Source organism: Luteimonas composti (assembly GCF_042678665.1).
GTDB classification, from domain to species: domain Bacteria; phylum Pseudomonadota; class Gammaproteobacteria; order Xanthomonadales; family Xanthomonadaceae; genus Luteimonas; species Luteimonas composti.
In genome coordinates, this window is sequence record NZ_JBHTKU010000004.1 from 48,752 (window position 1) to 66,263 (window position 17,512).

General features: G+C 71.6%; 15 protein-coding genes. 7 read left to right on the plus strand and 8 right to left on the minus strand.

Annotated features, from left to right (window positions below; all coding sequences use genetic code 11):
* Positions 1-31 precede the first annotated feature (31 nt).
* The 4 genes from ACFQ2D_RS12235 to grxC all read right to left on the minus strand — a co-directional run bounded on the left by ACFQ2D_RS12235 (position 32) and on the right by grxC (position 3,389).
* The gene (locus ACFQ2D_RS12235) at positions 32-1,360 is read right to left on the minus strand and encodes a Na+/H+ antiporter NhaC family protein (protein ID WP_280943882.1); all 1,329 of its coding nucleotides are present in this window, start codon (positions 1,358-1,360) and stop codon (positions 32-34) included.
* A 152-nt stretch (positions 1,361-1,512) separates the two neighbouring features.
* On the minus strand, positions 1,513-2,520 hold the full coding sequence (locus tag ACFQ2D_RS12240; protein WP_280943883.1) for an isocitrate dehydrogenase: 1,008 nt from the start codon (positions 2,518-2,520) through the stop codon (positions 1,513-1,515).
* A gap of 127 nt (positions 2,521-2,647) precedes the next feature.
* Positions 2,648-3,037 carry a carboxymuconolactone decarboxylase family protein gene (locus ACFQ2D_RS12245; RefSeq protein WP_280943884.1) on the minus strand — a complete coding sequence of 130 codons (390 nt, stop codon included), beginning with the start codon at positions 3,035-3,037 and terminating at the stop codon, positions 2,648-2,650.
* A 70-nt stretch (positions 3,038-3,107) separates the two neighbouring features.
* A complete protein-coding gene (grxC, locus tag ACFQ2D_RS12250; protein ID WP_280943885.1) occupies positions 3,108-3,389 on the minus strand; it encodes a glutaredoxin 3 in 282 nt (93 codons plus the stop codon).
* Positions 3,390-3,563: 174 nt separating this feature from the next.
* Between grxC and ACFQ2D_RS12255 the strand changes: the two genes are divergently transcribed.
* The 7 genes from ACFQ2D_RS12255 (at position 3,564) to ACFQ2D_RS12285 (ending at position 12,935) form a co-directional block, all read left to right on the plus strand.
* Positions 3,564-5,219 (plus strand): M48 family metalloprotease, encoded by a 1,656-nt coding sequence (locus tag ACFQ2D_RS12255; protein WP_280943886.1) that lies wholly within the window; start codon positions 3,564-3,566, stop codon positions 5,217-5,219.
* A 103-nt stretch (positions 5,220-5,322) separates the two neighbouring features.
* Entirely contained in the window at positions 5,323-6,012 is a 690-nt protein-coding gene (gene phoB / locus ACFQ2D_RS12260) for a phosphate regulon transcriptional regulator PhoB (RefSeq protein WP_280943887.1), read from the plus strand.
* 139 nt (positions 6,013-6,151) lie between these two features.
* Entirely contained in the window at positions 6,152-7,477 is a 1,326-nt protein-coding gene (gene phoR / locus ACFQ2D_RS12265) for a phosphate regulon sensor histidine kinase PhoR (protein WP_280943888.1), read from the plus strand.
* A gap of 77 nt (positions 7,478-7,554) precedes the next feature.
* A complete protein-coding gene (gene ppk1 / locus ACFQ2D_RS12270) occupies positions 7,555-9,627 on the plus strand; it encodes a polyphosphate kinase 1 (protein WP_280943976.1) in 2,073 nt (690 codons plus the stop codon).
* Positions 9,627-11,162, plus strand: a complete 1,536-nt coding sequence (gene ppx, locus ACFQ2D_RS12275; RefSeq protein WP_280943889.1) for an exopolyphosphatase — start codon at positions 9,627-9,629, stop codon at positions 11,160-11,162. Before ppk1 ends, ppx begins: the two co-directional genes overlap by 1 nt.
* Positions 11,163-11,272: 110 nt before the next feature.
* A complete protein-coding gene (locus ACFQ2D_RS12280) occupies positions 11,273-12,418 on the plus strand; it encodes a glycosyltransferase family 4 protein (protein WP_280943890.1) in 1,146 nt (381 codons plus the stop codon).
* On the plus strand, positions 12,384-12,935 hold the full coding sequence (locus tag ACFQ2D_RS12285) for a phosphatase PAP2 family protein (protein ID WP_280943891.1): 552 nt from the start codon (positions 12,384-12,386) through the stop codon (positions 12,933-12,935). Before ACFQ2D_RS12280 ends, ACFQ2D_RS12285 begins: the two co-directional genes overlap by 35 nt.
* Positions 12,936-12,952: 17 nt before the next feature.
* Here ACFQ2D_RS12285 and ACFQ2D_RS12290 read toward each other — a convergent pair whose 3' ends face one another.
* From ACFQ2D_RS12290 to creC, 4 genes are all read right to left on the minus strand, one after another.
* Entirely contained in the window at positions 12,953-13,837 is an 885-nt protein-coding gene (locus ACFQ2D_RS12290) for a carbon-nitrogen hydrolase family protein (protein ID WP_280943892.1), read from the minus strand.
* The gene (locus ACFQ2D_RS12295) at positions 13,834-14,442 is read right to left on the minus strand and encodes a GNAT family N-acetyltransferase (protein ID WP_280943893.1); all 609 of its coding nucleotides are present in this window, start codon (positions 14,440-14,442) and stop codon (positions 13,834-13,836) included. Before ACFQ2D_RS12295 ends, ACFQ2D_RS12290 begins: the two co-directional genes overlap by 4 nt.
* 24 nt (positions 14,443-14,466) lie before the next feature.
* Positions 14,467-15,810, minus strand: coding sequence for a cell envelope integrity protein CreD (creD, locus tag ACFQ2D_RS12300; RefSeq protein WP_280943894.1), 1,344 nt, complete (start codon positions 15,808-15,810; stop codon positions 14,467-14,469).
* A gap of 272 nt (positions 15,811-16,082) precedes the next feature.
* Complete coding sequence (gene creC / locus ACFQ2D_RS12305) at positions 16,083-17,510, minus strand: two-component system sensor histidine kinase CreC (protein ID WP_280943895.1); 1,428 nt, start codon at positions 17,508-17,510, stop codon at positions 16,083-16,085.
* Between the last annotated feature and the right edge of the window lie 2 nt (positions 17,511-17,512).

Consider the following 17,512-nt stretch of genomic DNA (forward strand, 5'->3'; position numbering starts at 1 on the left):
CGGGCGCCTTTTTCTTGCGCCGCCGCCAGGCTCAGGCCGGCGGTCCGCTCCCCTCCTCGCCCGGTGCCGGGCGCGACGGCCAGGCCATGAAGCCGACCGCGACCAGGGCCAGCAGCCAGCAGTACCAGACCTTGCCGGCCAGGGCGACGGGCGACACCGTTGCCAGCGACGCGGCCAGCAGCAGTTGCGCGCCATAGGGCAACAGCCCCTGCGGCACGCAGGCGAAGATGTCGAGCACGCTGGCCGCGCGGCGCGGGCTGATGCCGTGTTCCCGGGCGATGTCGCGGGCCACGCTGCCGCCGACCAGGATCGCGACCGTATTGTTGGCCGTCGCCATGTCGGCGGCGGTGGCCAGCGCGGCGATGCTGAACTCGCCGGGCCGGCGCCCGCGCCGGCCGCGTGCAAATCCCGAGATCACTCCTGCCAGCCAGGCCAGGCCGCCACTGGCCTTCATCAGCCCGGCCATGCCGCCGATCAGCAGCGACAGCAGCAGGATCTCGACCATGCCCTCGAACCCGGTCCAGATGTCGGCCGCATACTGGGCGAGGTCGTAGTCCTCGACCAGCAGCAGGCCGAACCCGCCCGCCAGCGCCAGGCCCAGGCCCAGCACCAGCAGCACGTCCAGCCCGGCCAGCGCCAGGACCAGCACCAGCAGGTAGGGCAGCGCCAGCCAGGCCGACGCGGCGACCTCGGGCTCCACCGGCGCGGGATCGCCGGCGAAACCGAGCAGCACCATGGTCAGCAGCGCCGCGGGCAGCGCGATCCTGAAGTTCTCGCGGAACTTGTCGCGCATCTGCGCGCCCTGGGTGCGGGTGGCGGCGATGGTCGTGTCCGAGATCACCGACAGGTTGTCGCCGAACATCGCACCGCCGACCACGGCACCGGCCACCAGCGCGCGGTCCAGCCCGGCCGCGTCCGCCACGCCGATGGCGATGGGCACGACCGCCGCGATCGTCCCCATCGAGGTGCCGATCGCCAGCGAGACCGCGCAGGCCACCACGAACAGTCCCGGCAGCAGCAGCGCCGGGTGCAGGGCGCCGATGCCCAGCGACACCACCGCATCCACCGCCCCGATCGCCTTGGAGACGAAAGCGAAGGCACCGGCCAGCAGGAAGATCAGGCACATCAGCACGATGTTCGGATCGCCCATGCCCTGCAGCAGGGTCTCGGCCGGGCGGAGGCCGCGCCGCCACGCGATCAGGGCCGCGAGCGCCAGCGCCGGCAGGATCGCCACCGGCGCGCGCAACTGGTAGAAGCCCATCGGCTCGCCCTGCAGCGAGTAGTAGAGCCCTGCTCCGAAGAACACCGCGACAAACAGCAGCAGCGGGGTGAGCGCGAGCGCGCTGGGGCGTGGGGTCATCGCGGGGGCCGTCGGAAAACGCCGATTGTGCGGCCTGCCGCCAGGCCCCGCCACGCACGGCGCCGGGACGCCATGGCGCCGCGGCTGGAACGCCCCGAAACGCGACGGGACGCCGAAGCGTCCCGTCCATGCGTACCGCCGATGCGCCCGGGTCAGATCCGGGTGGCGATCGCCTTGGCGAACGACATCGTGTTGCCGCTGCCGCCGAGGTCCGGCGTCAGGCTGTCGCGCGCTTCCAGCGTGGCGACCACGGCGTTGCGCAGGCGGGTGGCGTCGTCCGGCTTGGCCAGGTGGTCGAGCATCTGCGCCGCGCCCAGCAGCAGGGCGCAGGGGTTGGCCTTGCCCTGGCCGGCGATGTCCGGCGCGGTGCCGTGCACGGCCTCGAAGATCGCAGCGTCCTTGCCGATGTTGGCGCCCGGGGCCAGGCCGAGGCCGCCGACCAGGCCGGCGCACAGGTCGGAGATGATGTCGCCGAACAGGTTGGTGGTCACGATGATGTCGAACTGCTCGGGTCGCATCACCAGCTGCATGCAGGTGTTGTCGACGATCATCTCGTTGCACTCGATCTGCGGGTACTGCGCCGCGATCTCGCGCGCCACCTTCAGGAACAGGCCCGAGGTGCTCTTGAGGATGTTGGCCTTGTGCACCACGGTGACCTTCTTGCGGCCGGTCTTGACGGCCAGGTCGAAGGCATAGCGGACGATGCGCTCGGAGCCCTTGCGGGTGATCTTCTGCATCAGGGTCGCGGTTTCGCCGTCCTCGGTGATGGACTGGCCTTCGCCGATGTAGGCGCCTTCGGTGTTCTCGCGGACGGTGATCAGGTCCACGCCCGAGGCGAAGCGCGACTTGGTGTTCGGAAACGACTTGGCCGGACGCACGTTGGCGTACAGGTCGAAGCGCTTGCGCAGCTCGACGTTGATCGAGGAGAAGCCCTCGCCCACCGGCGTGGTGAGCGGGCTCTTGAGCGCGATGCGGTTGCGGCGGATCGAATCCATCGTCGCCTGCGGCAGCAGTTCGCCGTGCTTCTCGAGCGCTACCAGGCCCGCATCGGCCTCTTCATAGGCCAGGCCGACGTTCATTGCGTCGAGCACGTGCAGGGTGGCGTCCATGATCTCCGGGCCGATGCCGTCGCCGCGGATGACCGTGATTGTCTGGGTCATGTGGGGGAGTTCCATGCAAAAGACGCCGCGCAGGCCGCGCGGCGTTGAAAAAGGTTCAATCTGAAATTATGCCCGAAACCGCCCCCCCGCCCCAACCCGACCAAAGTCTTGGCGGCCCTCCGGGCCCTCAGGGCTGGCCGTGATCGTGTGCCGCGGGCGCCCCGGCCTCGCCCTGCTCGAGCCGGTCCAGGAAGTCCACGGCCCGGCGCAGGTGGGGGATGACGATGCTGCCGCCCACCACCAGCCCCACCGAGAAGGTCTCGAACAGCTCCTCGCGGCTGGCGCCGGCTTCCCGGCACTGCGCCACGTGGTAGCTGATGCAGTCGTCGCAGCGCAGGACCAGCGAGGCCACCAGGCCCAGCAGTTCCTTGGTCTTCACGTCCAGGGCGCCGGCCTGGTAGGTCTGGGTGTCGAGGGCGAAGAAGCGCCGCACCACCTGGTTGGGCTCGGCGAGGATGCGCTCGTTCATGCGCTGGCGGAACGTGGTGAATTCCCTGACCCGGTCTGACTCGCTCATCTGGCCCGTTCCTGGCTCATGTCTGAAGAAAATGGATACCGATCGGCCACGCAGGCGTGGCGCGCGCCGCTCAGCGCTGGTCGAGCAGCGCGTCGAGCCCGCCGGCCCGGTGCAGGGCCATCATGTCGTCGTAGCCCCCGACATGGGTGTCGCCGATGAAGATCTGCGGCACCGAGGTGCGACGCGTGCGCGCGACCATCCGCTCGCGCTCGGCCGGGTCCAGGTCGATCCGCACTTCGTCCCACTGCAGGCCACGGCTGCGCAGGAAGTTCTTGGCGGCCACGCAGTAGCCGCAGATGGCGCTGGTATAGAGCGTGATCGGCGGCTGTGCCGCGGCGGTGGGATCGGCCATGTCGGGAACCTGTCGCGCTGGAGTGGGTCGAATGGTGGGTGCCAGCGCGGCGCTTTTCCACCTCTGCCGGCGGAACGCTGCGAACGATTAACATCGGATTCACTCCCCACCGGCGACGCCCCGGCATGCTTGGCCGGGGCGATGCCCCGTCCTCCGCTCCGCCGCCGGACCTTCATGCGCACACGCTTCGCCCGCTTCCGCACAGTGTTCGCGACCGCCATGCTGGTCGTCGTCGCCGCGTCCGGCGCGTCGGCGCAGGAGAACCGCCTGCCCGACATCGGCTCCTCGGCCGGCGCGGTGCTGGGACCGGTCCAGCAGGCCGAGTACGGCCGCATGATGCTGGCCCAGCTGCGCCACTACGGCTACGTGCTGGAGGATCCGCTGAGCGAGGCCTGGCTGCAGTCGACCGGCAATCGCCTCGCCGCGGTCAGCGACGACCCGGAGCAGCGCTTCACCTTCTTCATGATGAAGGACCGCAGCATCAACGCCTTCGCCACGCTGGGCGGCTACATCGGCATGAACGCCGGCCTGGTGCTGGCGGCCGAGAGCGAGGACGAGGTGGCCGCGGTGCTGGGCCACGAGATCGCCCACGTCACCCAGGCGCACGTGCTGCGCAGCGTCGAGCGCGCGCAGCGCGACAGCATTCCGATCCTGCTCGCCATGCTCGGCGCGATCGCGGTGGCCCAGTCGGCCGGCGGCAACTCGTCCGACGATGCCGCCATGGCGGCCATCGCCAGTGCGCAGGGCCTGGCCGCGCAGCGCCAGATCAACTACACCCGCTCCAACGAGTCCGAGGCCGACCGCATCGGCATCCGCACCCTGGCGCGGGGCGGCTACGAACCGATCGCGATGGCCAGCATGTTCGAGCGCATGCAGGCGGCGTCGCGAACCAACCAGGGCGGCGAGCGCGAACGCCTGCCCGACTACCTCAAGACCCATCCGGTCACCACCACGCGCATCAGCGAGGCCAAGGATCGCGCCCAGCGGCTGGGCGCGACCACGGTGACCGGATCGGTGTCGACCCCGGATGCCACGCGCACCGAGCGGGTCCGGATCGACGGCGTGGCGGTGCCCGACAGCCTGCGCCTGAGCGACAACCCGCTGCTCCCGTCCACCCTGTCCCTGGCCGGCGGCCTGCAGGGCGGCGATCGCCAGGAGTTCGGCTGGGCGCGCGAGCGCCTGCGGGTGCTCAGCGCCAACACGCCCGATGCCGCTGTACGCGAGTACGAGCAGATCGCCCGCGCCAGACCGCTGGACGACGCGCAGCTGTACGGCCTGTCGGTGGCGCAGCTGCGCGCCGGCCGTGGCGAGCAGGCCGCGCTGGGCCTGGCCGGCCTGCTCGAGCGCCATCCGGGCGATCTTTGGATCGGCCTGGCCCTGGCCGAGGCCGAGGCCCATGCCGGCCGCGCGGACGCCGCGGACCGGCGCTTCGAGGACCTGCTCGCGCGCATGCCGCGCAACCCGGCCGTGGCCCTGACCTACGCCGACATCCTCGTCGCGCGGGACACGCCCGAGGCCGGCCGCCGTGCGCAGGCGGTGCTGCGGCCGCTGCTCAACGCCAGCGGCGACGATCCGGCGTTCCAGCGCACCTTCGCGCGTGCCAGCGAGATCGCGGGCGATCCGGTGCGCGCCGGTGAATCCTGGGCCGAGGCGGCCTTCCTCAGCGGGCGCGAGGAACAGGCCCTGGTCCAGCTGACCACGTTGCGCAAGCGCGACGACCTCGACTACTACGCCCGGGCGCGGATCGACGCCCGCATCGCCCGCATCACCCCGGTGGTGCTGGAGCTGCGTCGGCAGGGCCTGCGCGACCCCGACCTGCGCCGCAACTGAATACCGCCCGATGCCGCCCGCGCCCGGCGGCGTCATCATCGCGTCACAAATCTGTCGTCTAATGCCCGCCATCGGCCCCGCAGGCGGGCTGGCAGGACCGGACGTGCAGAAACGCATCCTGATCGTCGACGATGAACCCGCGATCCGCGAGATGGTGGCCTTCGCCCTGCGCAAGGGCGATTTCGAGCCGGCCCACGCCGGCGACGCGCGCGAGGCGCAGTCGGCCATTGCCGACCGCGTCCCCGACCTGATCCTGCTCGACTGGATGCTGCCCGGTACCAGCGGCCTTGAACTGGCGCGGCGCTGGCGCAGGGAGCCGCTGACCCGCGAGGTGCCGATCATCATGCTCACCGCGCGGGGCGAGGAGAACGATCGCGTCGGCGGGCTCGAGGCCGGCGTGGACGACTACGTGGTCAAGCCGTTCTCGGCGCGCGAACTGCTGGCCCGGATCCGCGCGGTAATGCGACGTTCGCGCGAGGACGACGAGGACGGCAGCGTCGCCGTCGGCTCCCTGCGCATCGACGGCGCGGCGCACCGCGTGTTCGCCGACGACGCGCCGGTCGCCATCGGACCCACGGAATACCGGCTGCTGCACTTCTTCATGACCCATCCCGAACGCGTCTACAGCCGCGCCCAGCTGCTCGACCACGTCTGGGGCGGCAGCGTCTACGTCGAGGAGCGCACGGTGGACGTGCATATCCGGCGCCTGCGCAAGACACTGGAGCCGTCAGGACTCGATGGCATGGTGCAGACGGTCCGCGGCGCCGGCTACCGCTTCTCCGCATCGACGTGAGCCGGGGCGGCGCCGGGACTTCCCGCGCGGGAACCGGCAGACTGCCGACCGGGACGCGCCGCCGGCATCTGCCAGCCCGGACCGCGCCGCCGGCATGAGTCCCATCCACCCGCCCCGGCCCAGCCCCGCCCGAGACACGATGCCTCCCAGCGCCCGCTCCGCGTGGACCCGCACCCTTGGCCACCTCGCCCTGGCGCTCGCGGCCGCGCTGGCACTGGGCCTGCTGCTGGACCGGGTCGGACTGGCGTTCGCGCTGGCGGCACTGGGCGTGGTGGCCTGGCACTACTGGCGGCTGCACCGCCTGGTCGCGCGGCTCGCCTCGCGCCAGCGCCAGCCGCAAGCCTCGGGTCACGGCATCTGGAACGAGCTCGAACGGCAGCTGCACGCCAGCCAGGAAGGAATGCGCGCACGCAAGCGCCGGCTGATCGGCATGCTGCGCGCCTACCGCGCGGTGGCCGCGGCCCTGCCCGACGCGGTGGTCGTGGTCGAGCGCAACAGCCAGCGCGTGCAGTGGTTCAACGAGGCGGCGGTGCGCCTGCTGGGCCTGCGCTATCCGTCCGACGTCGGCCAGCCGCTCGGCGAACGCCTGCAGCCGCTGCGGATCGCGCACTGGCTGGCGTCCGGGCGCAATGCCGAGCCCCTGCTGGACGTCGCCTCGCCGCTGAGCCCGGACATCCGCCTGACCTTGCGCCTGATCCCGTACTCGGACGAGCTGTGGCTGGTGGTCGCGCGGGACGTGACCAAGATGATGCGGCTGGAGCAGGTGCGGCGCGATTTCGTCGCCAACGTCTCGCACGAACTGCGCACGCCGCTCACCGTCGTGCACGGCTACCTGGACATGCTCGATGCCGACGAGCACCCGGCATGGGCGCCGATGCTGGGCGAGATGCAGCAGCAGTCGCAGCGCATGACCCAGCTGGTCGAGGACCTGCTGACCCTGTCGCGGCTCGAGGCCCAGGAAGGCGTGGACAGCGAGCCGGTGGCCATGTCGGCGATGCTGGGCGCGCTGCAGCGGGAGGCCCTCGCGCTGAGCCAGGGACGGCACGAGGTGACCGTCGAGGACAGCGCGCGGGTGGACCTGGCCGGCTCGCAGCGGGAGTTGCACAGCGCGTTCTCCAACCTGGTCAGCAACGCGGTGCGCTACACGCCCGCGGGTGGCGCGATCGCCATCGTCTTCGCCCGCGATGGCGACGGCGCGGTACTCTCGGTGCGCGACAGCGGCTACGGCATTCCGCCCGCCCACCTGCCGCGACTGACCGAGCGCTTCTACCGCGTCTCGACCAGCCGCTCGCGCGGGTCCGGCGGCACCGGCCTCGGCCTCGCCATCGTCAAGCACGTGCTCAACCTGCACCAGGCGCGGCTGGACATCGCCAGCGAGGTCGGCCGCGGCAGCGTGTTCTCCTGTCATTTCGGTCCCGCGCGCATCCTGGCGCGCGAGGCCAACCGCTCCGGAGCCGTCCCTTGAACCGACCAGGCAAACCCACGATGCCGGGCAACCCGCGCGAGCCGCGCCAGGCCCTTGCCACGCCGCCGGTGCCGGCCATGGACCCGGCCGCGCCGGATCCGCTGCGCGATCCCACGCTCTACTTCAACCGCGAGCTGTCGCAGCTGGACTTCAACTTCCGGGTCCTGGCCCAGGCCATGGACGAATCGGTGCCGCTGCTCGAGCGCCTGCGCTACCTGTGCATCTCCTGCACCAACCTCGACGAGTTCTTCGAGATCCGCGCGGCTACCGTGCGCCACGCGCAGGATTTCGGCACCGTGCCCACGCCGCCCGACGGGCTGGCCCCGGCGACGGTGCTCAAGCGCATCCACGAACGCGCCGCCGAGCTGGTCGAGGCGCAGTACCGCTGCTGGAACGAGGTGCTGCGGCCCGGCCTGACCGAGAACGGCGTGCGCGTGCTGGCCCGCGGAAGCTGGAGTGCGCGGCAGACGCGCTGGCTGCGGGCGTACTTCCGCGACGAGATCATGCCGGTGCTTTCGCCGCTGGGCCTGGACCCGGCGCATCCGTTCCCGAAGATCCTCAACAAGTCGCTGAACATCGTGGTGGTGCTCAAGGGCCGCGACGCGTTCGGGCGGGTCGGCAACCTCGCCATCGTCCGCGCACCGCGCTCGCTGCCACGCATCATCCAGCTGCCGGAGAAGGTGTCGGGCGGCGAACACGATTTCGTGTTCCTGTCGGCGGTGCTGTCGGAGTTCGTGCACGAGCTGTTCCCCGGGATGGAGGTCAAGGGCGCCTACCAGTTCCGGGTGACCCGCAATTCGGAACTGATCGTGGACGAGGACGAGGTGGAGAACCTGGCGCTGGCGCTGCGCGACGAGCTGGCCGGCCGTGGTTACCTGCGCGCCATGCGGCTGGAAATCGCCGCGGACTGCCCCGCCGCCATCGTCCGCACCCTGCTGCAGAACTTCGACCTGCCGGAAAACGCGGTGTACCGCATCGACGGGCCGGTCAACCTCAACCGGGTGATCCAGGTCTACGACCTGGTGCAGCGCCCCGACCTGAAGTTCGCGCCGTTCCAGCCGCGCGCGCTCAAGGGCAGCGACGCGATCTTCGACCTCGTCGCCAGGGGCGACGTGCTGCTGCACCACCCCTTCGACGCCTTCTCGCCGGTGCTGGAGCTGATCAAGCAGGCCGCCGAGGATCCCAACGTCCTGGCCATCAAGCAGACCCTGTACCGCACCGGCGCGGACTCGCCGATCGTCGAGCACCTGGTGCAGGCGGCGCGCAACGGCAAGGACGTGACGGTGGTGGTGGAACTGCGCGCGCGTTTCGACGAGGAGGCCAACCTCGGCCTGGCGGACCGGCTGCAGGAGGCCGGCGTGCAGGTGGTGTACGGCGTGGTCGGCTTCAAGACCCACGCCAAGATGCTGCTGGTGGTGCGCCGCGAGGGCCGCAAGCTGCGCCGCTACGTGCACCTGGGCACGGGCAACTACCACTCCGGCACCGCCCGGGTCTACACCGACATCGGCCTGATCAGCGCCGATCCGGACATCGGCAACGACGTCCACCTGATCTTCCAGCAGCTCTCGGGGCTGGCGCCCGCGATCTCGCTGCGGCGGCTGCTGCAGTCGCCCTTCACGCTGCACGCGGGCATCCTCGAGCGGATCGCGCGCGAGACCGCGCATGCCGAAGCGGGCCGGCCCGGCCGGATCATCGCCAAGATGAACGCGCTCAACGAGCCGCAGGTGATGCGTGCGCTGTACGCGGCCTCGCAGGCGGGCGTGCAGATCGACCTGATCGTGCGCGGCGCCTGCTCGCTGCGACCGGGCGTGCCGGGGGTGTCGGACAACATCCGCGTGCGCTCGATCGTCGGCCGCTTCCTCGAGCACCACCGCGTGTACTGGTTCGGCAACGACGGCGATCCGGACCTTCTGTGCTCGAGCGCGGACTGGCTGGAGCGCAACCTGCTGCGGCGCGTCGAATGCTGCTTCCCGATCCTCGATCCCGCGCTTGCGGCGCGGGTCAAGGAGGAGGCACTCGACAACTACCTCGCCGACAACTCCAACGCCTGGGAATTGCGCGAAGACGGTGTTTACCGCAAGCTTGCGCCCGACGAGGATTCCCTGCCGCACTCGGCGCAAACCTTCCTGCTTGCCAGACTCTGCGGATGATGGATGCGCTCGCCCGTGCCGGTACCCTGACCTCGCCGCTGCGCGACGGCGACATGCTCGCCGCGATCGACCTGGGTTCCAACAGCTTCCACATGGTGGTCGCCAGCTACACGCTGGGCCAGCTGCGCATCGTCGACCGCCTGCGCGAAACCGTGCGGCTGGCCGAAGGCCTGGACGGCAAGGGCGGCCTGTCCGCGGACGTGCGCCAGCGCGCGCTGACCTGCCTTGCCCGTTTCGGCCAGCGCATCCGCGAGATCCCGCCGCATCGCGTACGCGCCCTGGCGACCAACACCGTGCGCCTGCTGGCCTCGCCGCAGTCGTTCCTGGTCCCGGCCGAAACGGCGCTCGGCCACGGCATCGAGGTGATCTCCGGCCGCGAGGAAGCGCGCCTGATCTACCTGGGCGTGGCGCATGCGCAGCGCCCGCGCCCGGGCAGCCTGCGGCTGGTGATCGACATCGGCGGAGGCTCGACCGAGTGCATCATCGGCCGCGGGTTCCAGGCGGTCGAGCGCGAAAGCCTGCAGGTCGGCTGCATCGCCACCACGCGCCGCTTCTTCGGCAACGGCAGGCTCTCGCGCCGGAAGTGGAGCGAAGCGGTGATCGAGGTCGGCGCCGAATTCCAGCAGTTCGCCAATACCTACCGCGCGCTGGGCTGGAACGAAGCGATCGGCGCCTCCGGCACCAACAAGGCGATCGGCGAGATCTGCGCGGCGATGAAGCTGACCAAGGGCGCCGTCACCGCCGAGGCGCTGCCGCAGGTGCGCGAGCGCCTGCTGCGGGCCGGCCACATCGACGACATCGACCTGCCCGGCCTGTCCGCCGATCGCCGGTCGATCATCGCCGGCGGCATTGTCGTGCTGGAAGCGGCGTTCGCCGCGTTCGGCCTGGTGCGCATGGCGGTGAGCAAGGCGGCCATGCGCGAGGGCGTGCTGTACGACATGCTCGGCCGCGGCGGCGAACACGATCCGCGTGAAGCCTCGATCCTCGCCCTCACCCAGCGCTACGGCATCGACGTGGCCCAGGCCGCGCGCGTGGAGACCACCGCCATCCGCCTGTTCGAGCAGGTGGCCCCGGCCTGGCGGCTGGACCACGACGACCTGCTGATGCTGGCCTGGGCCGCGCGCCTGCACGAGGTCGGCCTGGCGATCGCGCACAGCCAGTACCAGGTGCACGGCGCCTACGTGATCGAGCACTCCGACATCGCGGGTTTCTCGCGGCAGGAGCAGCAATTCCTGGCCGCACTGGTGCGCACGCACCGGCGCCGCATCCACAAGAGCGCCTTCGACGCCCTGCCCGACCGCCTGCTCGATGCCGCGCGCCGCAGCGCCGCCCTGCTTCGCATCGCGGCGCTCCTGCACCGCGCGCGCGATGCGGACGAGATCCCGCGCCTGGAACTGGAAGCAGACGGCATGCGACTGACCCTGCGCCTGGAGCGACGCTGGCTGGAGATGCGCCCCCTGCTGCGCGCCGACCTGGAGAGCGAACCGACCGCCATCGCCGCGCTCGGGATCCAGTTCGAGATCGCGGTCGACTGAGCACCGCCGCGGCGCTGCCGCGCGGCCTCCCCGCCCGTCACCGGACGGTCATCCCCTCGCCATCCCCGCGTCACGGCGGCGCGCCAGCATGCGCCAAACGCGGAGGAGCCATGCACTACGCCATCGTCACCGAGACCTATCCCCCCGAGGTCAACGGCGTTGCGTTGACCATCCAGTCGCTCGAACACGGACTGCGCCAGCGTGGACACCGGGTCTCGCTGGTCCGGCCACGCCAGGACGGCGCGGCGCCGGCGGATGCCGACCACCTGCTGGTCGGGGGCGTCGCCCTGCCAGGCTATCCCGGCCTGCGCGCAGGCCTGCCCTCTCCTGGCCCGATCGCCGCCGCCTGGCGGCATGCACGCCCCGATGCCGTCTATATCGCCACCGAGGGTCCGCTCGGCTGGTCGGCGCTGCGCACCGCGCGCCGGCTCGGCATCCCGGCGGCGACCGGATTCCACACTCGTTTCGACACCTACATGCGCGACTACCGCCTGCCCTGGATGGAGCCGGTGGCGCTCGGCTGGATGCGCCGCTTCCACAACCAGGCCGACGCGACCCTGGTTCCCACGCGGGACCTGCAGATGGCGCTGCGCGCGCAGGGTTTCCGCCGCCCGCGCGTGCTGCCGCGGGGCGTGGACACGGTCCTGTTCGACCCCGTGCGACGCAGCGCGGCGGTCCGGGAAGGCCTGGGCGTGGCGCCGGACGCGCCGCTGCTGATCCATGTCGGCCGGCTCGCCGCCGAGAAGAACCTGTCCCTTGCCCTGTGCGCCTTCCGCCGCCTGCAGGTGCGGCGCCCCGACGCGCGCATGGTATGGATCGGCGACGGTCCACTGCGCGAGCGCATGCGGCGCGAGAATCCCGACTGCGTGTTCGCCGGCACGCTGCGCGGAGAAGCGCTGGCTCGACAGTTCGCCAGCGCGGACCTGTTCGTGTTCCCCAGCCTCAGCGAGACCTTCGGCAACGTGACGCTCGAGTCGATGGCCAGCGGCGTGCCGGTGGTCGCCTACGACTACGGGGCCGCGCGCGAGCACCTGATCCACGGCGCGCACGGCGCGGCCATCCCCTGCGGCGACGAATCCGCCTTCGTCGCGGCCGTGACGGCCCTGGGCAGCGACATGCCGCGGCTGGCGGCGATGGGCCGGTCGGCGCGCGCCGCCGTCGCCGGGCTCTCGCCCGCCCAGGTGGCGGCCGAGTTCGACCGCCTGCTCGCGGGATTGCGCGATGGCCAGCGGCCGCACGCGCACCTCGCCGCCTGATCGCTGGCCGTTGGCCGACGCCGACTGGTGCCTGCGCGCCAACCGGGCGGCAGACCGGCGCCCGATCCGGCGTTGCCTCGCGCTCGCCAGCCGGCTGGGCGACGGCGTCTTCTGGTACCTGCTGATGGCCGGGCTTGTGCTCGCCGACGGCTGGCAGGGATTGACTGCCAGCAGCCAGCTTGCCGCTACCGGCGCGGTCGCGCTCGGCCTGTACAAGGGTATCAAGCGCTGCACCCGTCGCCCGCGGCCATTCGCGGCCGACCGTCGCATCCGCGCCTGGGTCGCGCCGCTGGACGAGTTCAGCTTTCCATCGGGTCATACGTTGCACGCGGTCGCCTTCACCACCGTGGCGGTGGCGTGGTACCCGGCGCTGGCCTGGCTGCTGTTGCCGTTCACCGCGGCAGTCGCGGCCTCGCGCGTGGTGCTGGGCCTGCACTATCCCAGCGACGTGATCGCGGCGACGGCGATCGGATCAGCGCTGGGGGCGCTGTCGCTCTGGATCCATGCGCCCGCGTAGCCGGTGCGGCGCAGGCCTCAGCCTGGTCGTTCCACCCGCGCCGCGGCCAGCGCGGGGATCGACTGCCCGCGCCAGTCCCGGTCATTGGCGACCTGGGCCCGCGCGCGCGATGCTTCGAGCGTTCCGAGATCGAGATCGGCGATGGCCCAGTCCTCGTCCTCGCGGGCCCGCGCCAGGACGCCGTCGGCGGGAAAGCCCACGTCCATCGGCGCGTAGATCGCCGCCTCGCCGGTATTCACGTCCAGCGCCGGGCTCCACGGCGCTTCGCCCGCGGTGACCGCCTGGGCGACGAAGCAGCGGTTCTCGAGCGCCCGCGCCAGGCAGCCCACGCGTACGCGCGTGGCGCCGGCCTTGGTATCGGTGCAGCTTGGCACCAGCAGCAGGCGCGCGCCGGCCTCGTACTGCGCGCGCACCGGCAGGGGGAACTCGATGTCGTAGCACACCGCCAGCCCCAGCCTGGCCGCGCCCGTGTCGAACACATTCAGCGCGTCGCCGCCCTCGATCAGGCCGGTAGCCTTCTCGAAGCCGGTGAGCTGCAGCTTGTCCTGCCAGGCGTGGCCGCCGCCGGGCAGCAGCAGGTCGGCGCGGTTGCGGTAGCGGCCGGCGCCGGTGTCGAGCAGGAAGGTCCCGGCGGCGATCGCCATGCCGGTATCGCGCGCGAGCGTCGAGAACAGCTGCAGCCACGGCGCGCGATAGCGCTGCGTCGCCGCCAGCGACGCGGGCAGGTCGGAAGCGATCGCCGGACCGAAGCTCGCGGCCAGCTCCAGCGACAGGTACTCGGGCAGGACCGCGAGTTGCGCGCCGCGCGACGCCGCCGATTCGAGCAGGCCCCGGATCCGCGCGGCAAAGTCGTCGAAGCTGGCCGGCGCCTGGACGGCATACCTGGCGGCCGCGACCTTCATGCCGCCTCCAGGGAGCGCGTCCAGAAGGTCAGCGTGTGGGTGCACGGTCCAATGCCGATCTCGTCCCAGTCCAGCTGCATCGACAGGCCGGGCTGCCGCACGTAGCCGCGTGCACGCCACAGCGACTCGCGGCCGCGATGTCCCTGCGGCCGCCGCGCGTCGCCCGCCTCCCGGTCGACCGCGGCGAACGCCGTCCAGCCGAATCCACCGAGACCGCGCGCATGCGCCTCGCGCGCGTCGAAGAACGCACGCCCCACGCCGCGGCCGCGCCAGGCGGGCAGCAGCACGGATTCGCCGAAGTAGAACACCCGCGCCGGGGCCGGCCCGTCCGCCTCGAACGGCGCCCGGAACGCCGGCGCGTCGTCGAGCAGCGGCAGCCCCGTGGAGGCGCCCACCACTTCGTCGCCAGCGAAGGCCAGCACGAACACGCAGCGCGGCGACGCGGCATAGGACGCCAGGTAGTCGCGCTCGTAGTCCAAGTCGCCGGCGTAGAGGTAGGGCCAGTCGCGGAAGACCGCGATGCGCAGCGCGGCGACATCATCCAGATGTCGCCGCGCGTCCTCGCCGGTCAACGTGCGGATGCGGGGGATGGGCTGCCCTGTCATCCGCGGATTCTACCGCCGCGCCCTTCAGCCCTGCGCCACGCCCGGGCGCGAGGCGACCTGGTACCAGTCGACCTTGCGCGTGGCCACCATGATCGCGGCCAGGATCAGGAACAGCAGCCCGGCGCCGAGCACCAGCGCGTTGTCATCGGACACCAGCAGGCCGTAGAGCGCCGCGTACAACGCCGCGAGCATCACCGCGAAACCGAGTCCGCGCGCGGTGCTGCGAAGCACCGCCGACAGGTAGAAACCGATCAGCCCGATGCAGGCCACCGCCGCGGCCAGATAGGCCAGGCCGAAGGCGACGTGCTCGCTGAGGCTCACCAGCAGCAGGAAAAAGATCGCGATCGCCAGGCCGACCAGGGCGTACTGGATCGGATGGATGGGCAGGCGCTTGAGCAGCTCGAACATGAAGAAGCCGACGAAGGTCAGCATCACGAACAGCAGCCCGTACTTGGTGGCGCGGTCGGCCTGCAGGTAGGGATTGACCGGATCGACCAGCGCGACGCTCACCCCGTCCGGTTGCGCGGTCCACGGCACGCCGGCGGCCTGCTCGCCGGCGAGCGCCGGCGACTGCAGGTAGCGGCGCTGCGCGTTGCTGGCGACCGAAGCGATCTGCCAGCGCGCGCGAAAGCCCTGGGCGTCGATATCGTGCTGCGGCGAGACGCCCTCGAACTTCGGATGCCGCCAGGGCGAGGCCAGCTGCAGGTCGTTGCTGCGCCCGTAGGGCATCATCGCGAAGGCCTCGGTCCCGCGCAGCTGCAGTTCGATTCCGGTTTCGAGCTCGATCCGGTCCGTGTCCGGAGCGTCCAGGCGCACGTGCAGGCCGGGGCCGTCGACGTGGCCGATGCCCTGCAGCGGCGTCACCGCGGCGCCGTCCACCTGCAGACGCGGCGTGCCGCGCAGGCCGCGCACGTCCACGATGCCGTAGCTCAGCCAGGGCCGCCCCACTTCGCGCTGGGCCGCCGCATCCTCCAGCGGCGGCAGGCGCACGTCGAAGCTGGCTTTCGCCACGCCGTCCCACTGGTACACGCGCACTTCGTGCAGGCCGCGCCGGCGCGTGTCGGGCTGCAGGCTGCCTTCGATCGACAGCGTTTCGGGGAAAAAGGTCCAGCTGCCGGTCCGGCGCTGGACGGTGCGCCGCACCTCGCCGTCGGGCTGGACCACATCCTCGTCAACGGTTTCGGTGTAGGGCACCACCAGCACCGGTCCACCGAACACCTGCGGGCCACCGAAGTTGGCCGCCACGTCGCGCACCGCTTCGTTCCGGTAGGCCTGGCGCTCGTGGATGGTGCCGCGGATCAGCGCCAGCGGTACCAGGATCGCCAGGGTCATGCCCACCACCATCAGGATCTTCAGCCACAAGCGCATCGCACCACTCCTCGTCGGGAACCGGACGGCACGATGCGCCGGCGCTGCGGGGGGACGATGGCGCGGCGGTGAAGCGAGGGTGAAGCGCGAGGCCGTGGATGGGCGAAGCGCCGGGCAGGTCCGGCTCACGGTGATCGTTGGCCCCCACCCCGGCCCTCCCCGCACGCGGGGGAGGGAGATATGCCGAGGCGCGGCGAGATCGAGGGCGTGCGCCCCCCGCACGCCGGGGAGGGAGTCGACACATCGCGCGTGGCCTGCTTCCTCGCCCTCCGTCAGCCGGCCGGCAGCCAGACGCTGGCCACCGCGCCGCCGTCGGGGCCGTTGCGCAGGTCGGCCTCGCCGCCGTGCAGGGCCGCCACCTCGCGGACGAAGCCGAGTCCCAGGCCGCTGCTGCGCGCACCGCTGCCCGGCCGCGGCAGCGAGTAGAAGCGCTCGAAGACCCGCCCGGCCGCGTAGTCGGGGATGCCCGTCCCCTGGTCGCACACCTGCAGCCGCAGCCGCGGTCCTTCCATGCGCGCATCCAGCGACACGGCGCCGCCGCGGGGCGAGAAGTCGATGGCGTTGTCGAGCAGGTTGCCCAGCATCTGCCGCAGCAGGAACCGGTCGCCCTGCAGCGGCGGCAGCGCGTGCTCCGCCCGCGATTCGAGCCGCACGCCCGCCTCGCTAGCGCGCAGCGCGGCGTCGGCCAGCACATCGTCGAGCAGCGCGGCCACGTCCACCGCTTCCGGCGCCTCGATCCGCTGCCGGTACTCGACCGCGGCCAGCGCCAGCAGCTTGTCGATGGTGCGGGTCATGCGCTCGCCCTGCTGGCGGATGGTGCCGGCGAACTGGATGCGGTCGGCCTCGGGCAGCGGCCGCTCGAGCAGTTCGGCCGCGCCGCGGATCGCGGTCAGCGGCGACTTGAGTTCGTGGGTCAGGCTGTGCACGTAGTGCTCCACGTACTGCTTGCCCTCGAGCCGGTCGCGCATGGTTTCCAGCGCCAGGCCGAGGTCGCGGAACTCGCCGGCGGCGCGCGGCAGGCTCGCGCGTTCGCCTTCGGTCACCGCGCGCGCGTAGCGCTGCAGCCCGCCCAGCTGGCGCGACAGCCACCACGCCGCGTACAGCCCGATCGCCAGCGCCGCGCCCAGCAGCACCATGCCCCAGCGGCGCACGATGCGCTCGCTGCGCAGGATCACCGGCTCGATGGTGCGGTTGGGCTTGGACACCGTCAGCACGCCGATCACCCGCTCGCCGTCGCGGATCGGCGCGGCCACGTACATCACCGAGGAGGATTCGTCGTCCGGATCGCTGCGCGTGGAGCGCGCGCCGTACTGCCCGCGCAGGGTGCGGTAGACGTCGTTCCAGCGCGAGTTGTCGCGCCCCAGCTCGCGGCCCGCCGAGTCGTACACGACGATCCCGTCGGCATCGGTCACCGTGATCCGGTAGCTCACGCTGGCCTTGTCGAAGTCCCAGATCCGGGCGTCGAGTTCGCGACCGTGCAGGGCGGCGATGCGCGCGGCGAAGCGGCCGTCGGCCATGCGCCCGGCCAGCATGTCGTCCGTCGCCAGCTCGGCCAGCACGTTGGCGGTATCGGCCAGGGTGTCCTCCATCGCCTGCCGCACGCCCGGCTTGACCTCCTGCACGAAGACCCGCATCAGCAGGAAGCCCGCGATCGCGACGATCACGAAGTAACCCAGCAGGATGCGCAGGCCGATCCGCATCG

What these genes read in the sequence shown, in the direction of transcription:
- ACFQ2D_RS12235 (WP_280943882.1), bottom strand. Translation starts at nt 1,360, where the DNA reads ATGACCCCACGCCCCAGCGCGCTCGCGCTCACCCCGCTGCTGCTGTTT.
- ACFQ2D_RS12240 (WP_280943883.1), bottom strand. Translation starts at nt 2,520, where the DNA reads ATGACCCAGACAATCACGGTCATCCGCGGCGACGGCATCGGCCCGGAG.
- ACFQ2D_RS12245 (WP_280943884.1), bottom strand. Translation starts at nt 3,037, where the DNA reads ATGAGCGAGTCAGACCGGGTCAGGGAATTCACCACGTTCCGCCAGCGC.
- grxC (WP_280943885.1), bottom strand. Translation starts at nt 3,389, where the DNA reads ATGGCCGATCCCACCGCCGCGGCACAGCCGCCGATCACGCTCTATACC.
- ACFQ2D_RS12255 (WP_280943886.1), top strand. Translation starts at nt 3,564, where the DNA reads ATGCGCACACGCTTCGCCCGCTTCCGCACAGTGTTCGCGACCGCCATG.
- phoR (WP_280943888.1), top strand. Translation starts at nt 6,152, where the DNA reads ATGCCTCCCAGCGCCCGCTCCGCGTGGACCCGCACCCTTGGCCACCTC.
- ppk1 (WP_280943976.1), top strand. Translation starts at nt 7,555, where the DNA reads ATGGACCCGGCCGCGCCGGATCCGCTGCGCGATCCCACGCTCTACTTC.
- ppx (WP_280943889.1), top strand. Translation starts at nt 9,627, where the DNA reads ATGGATGCGCTCGCCCGTGCCGGTACCCTGACCTCGCCGCTGCGCGAC.
- ACFQ2D_RS12280 (WP_280943890.1), top strand. Translation starts at nt 11,273, where the DNA reads ATGCACTACGCCATCGTCACCGAGACCTATCCCCCCGAGGTCAACGGC.
- ACFQ2D_RS12285 (WP_280943891.1), top strand. Translation starts at nt 12,384, where the DNA reads ATGGCCAGCGGCCGCACGCGCACCTCGCCGCCTGATCGCTGGCCGTTG.
- ACFQ2D_RS12290 (WP_280943892.1), bottom strand. Translation starts at nt 13,837, where the DNA reads ATGAAGGTCGCGGCCGCCAGGTATGCCGTCCAGGCGCCGGCCAGCTTC.
- ACFQ2D_RS12295 (WP_280943893.1), bottom strand. Translation starts at nt 14,442, where the DNA reads ATGACAGGGCAGCCCATCCCCCGCATCCGCACGTTGACCGGCGAGGAC.
- creD (WP_280943894.1), bottom strand. Translation starts at nt 15,810, where the DNA reads ATGCGCTTGTGGCTGAAGATCCTGATGGTGGTGGGCATGACCCTGGCG.
- creC (WP_280943895.1), bottom strand. Translation starts at nt 17,510, where the DNA reads ATGCGGATCGGCCTGCGCATCCTGCTGGGTTACTTCGTGATCGTCGCG.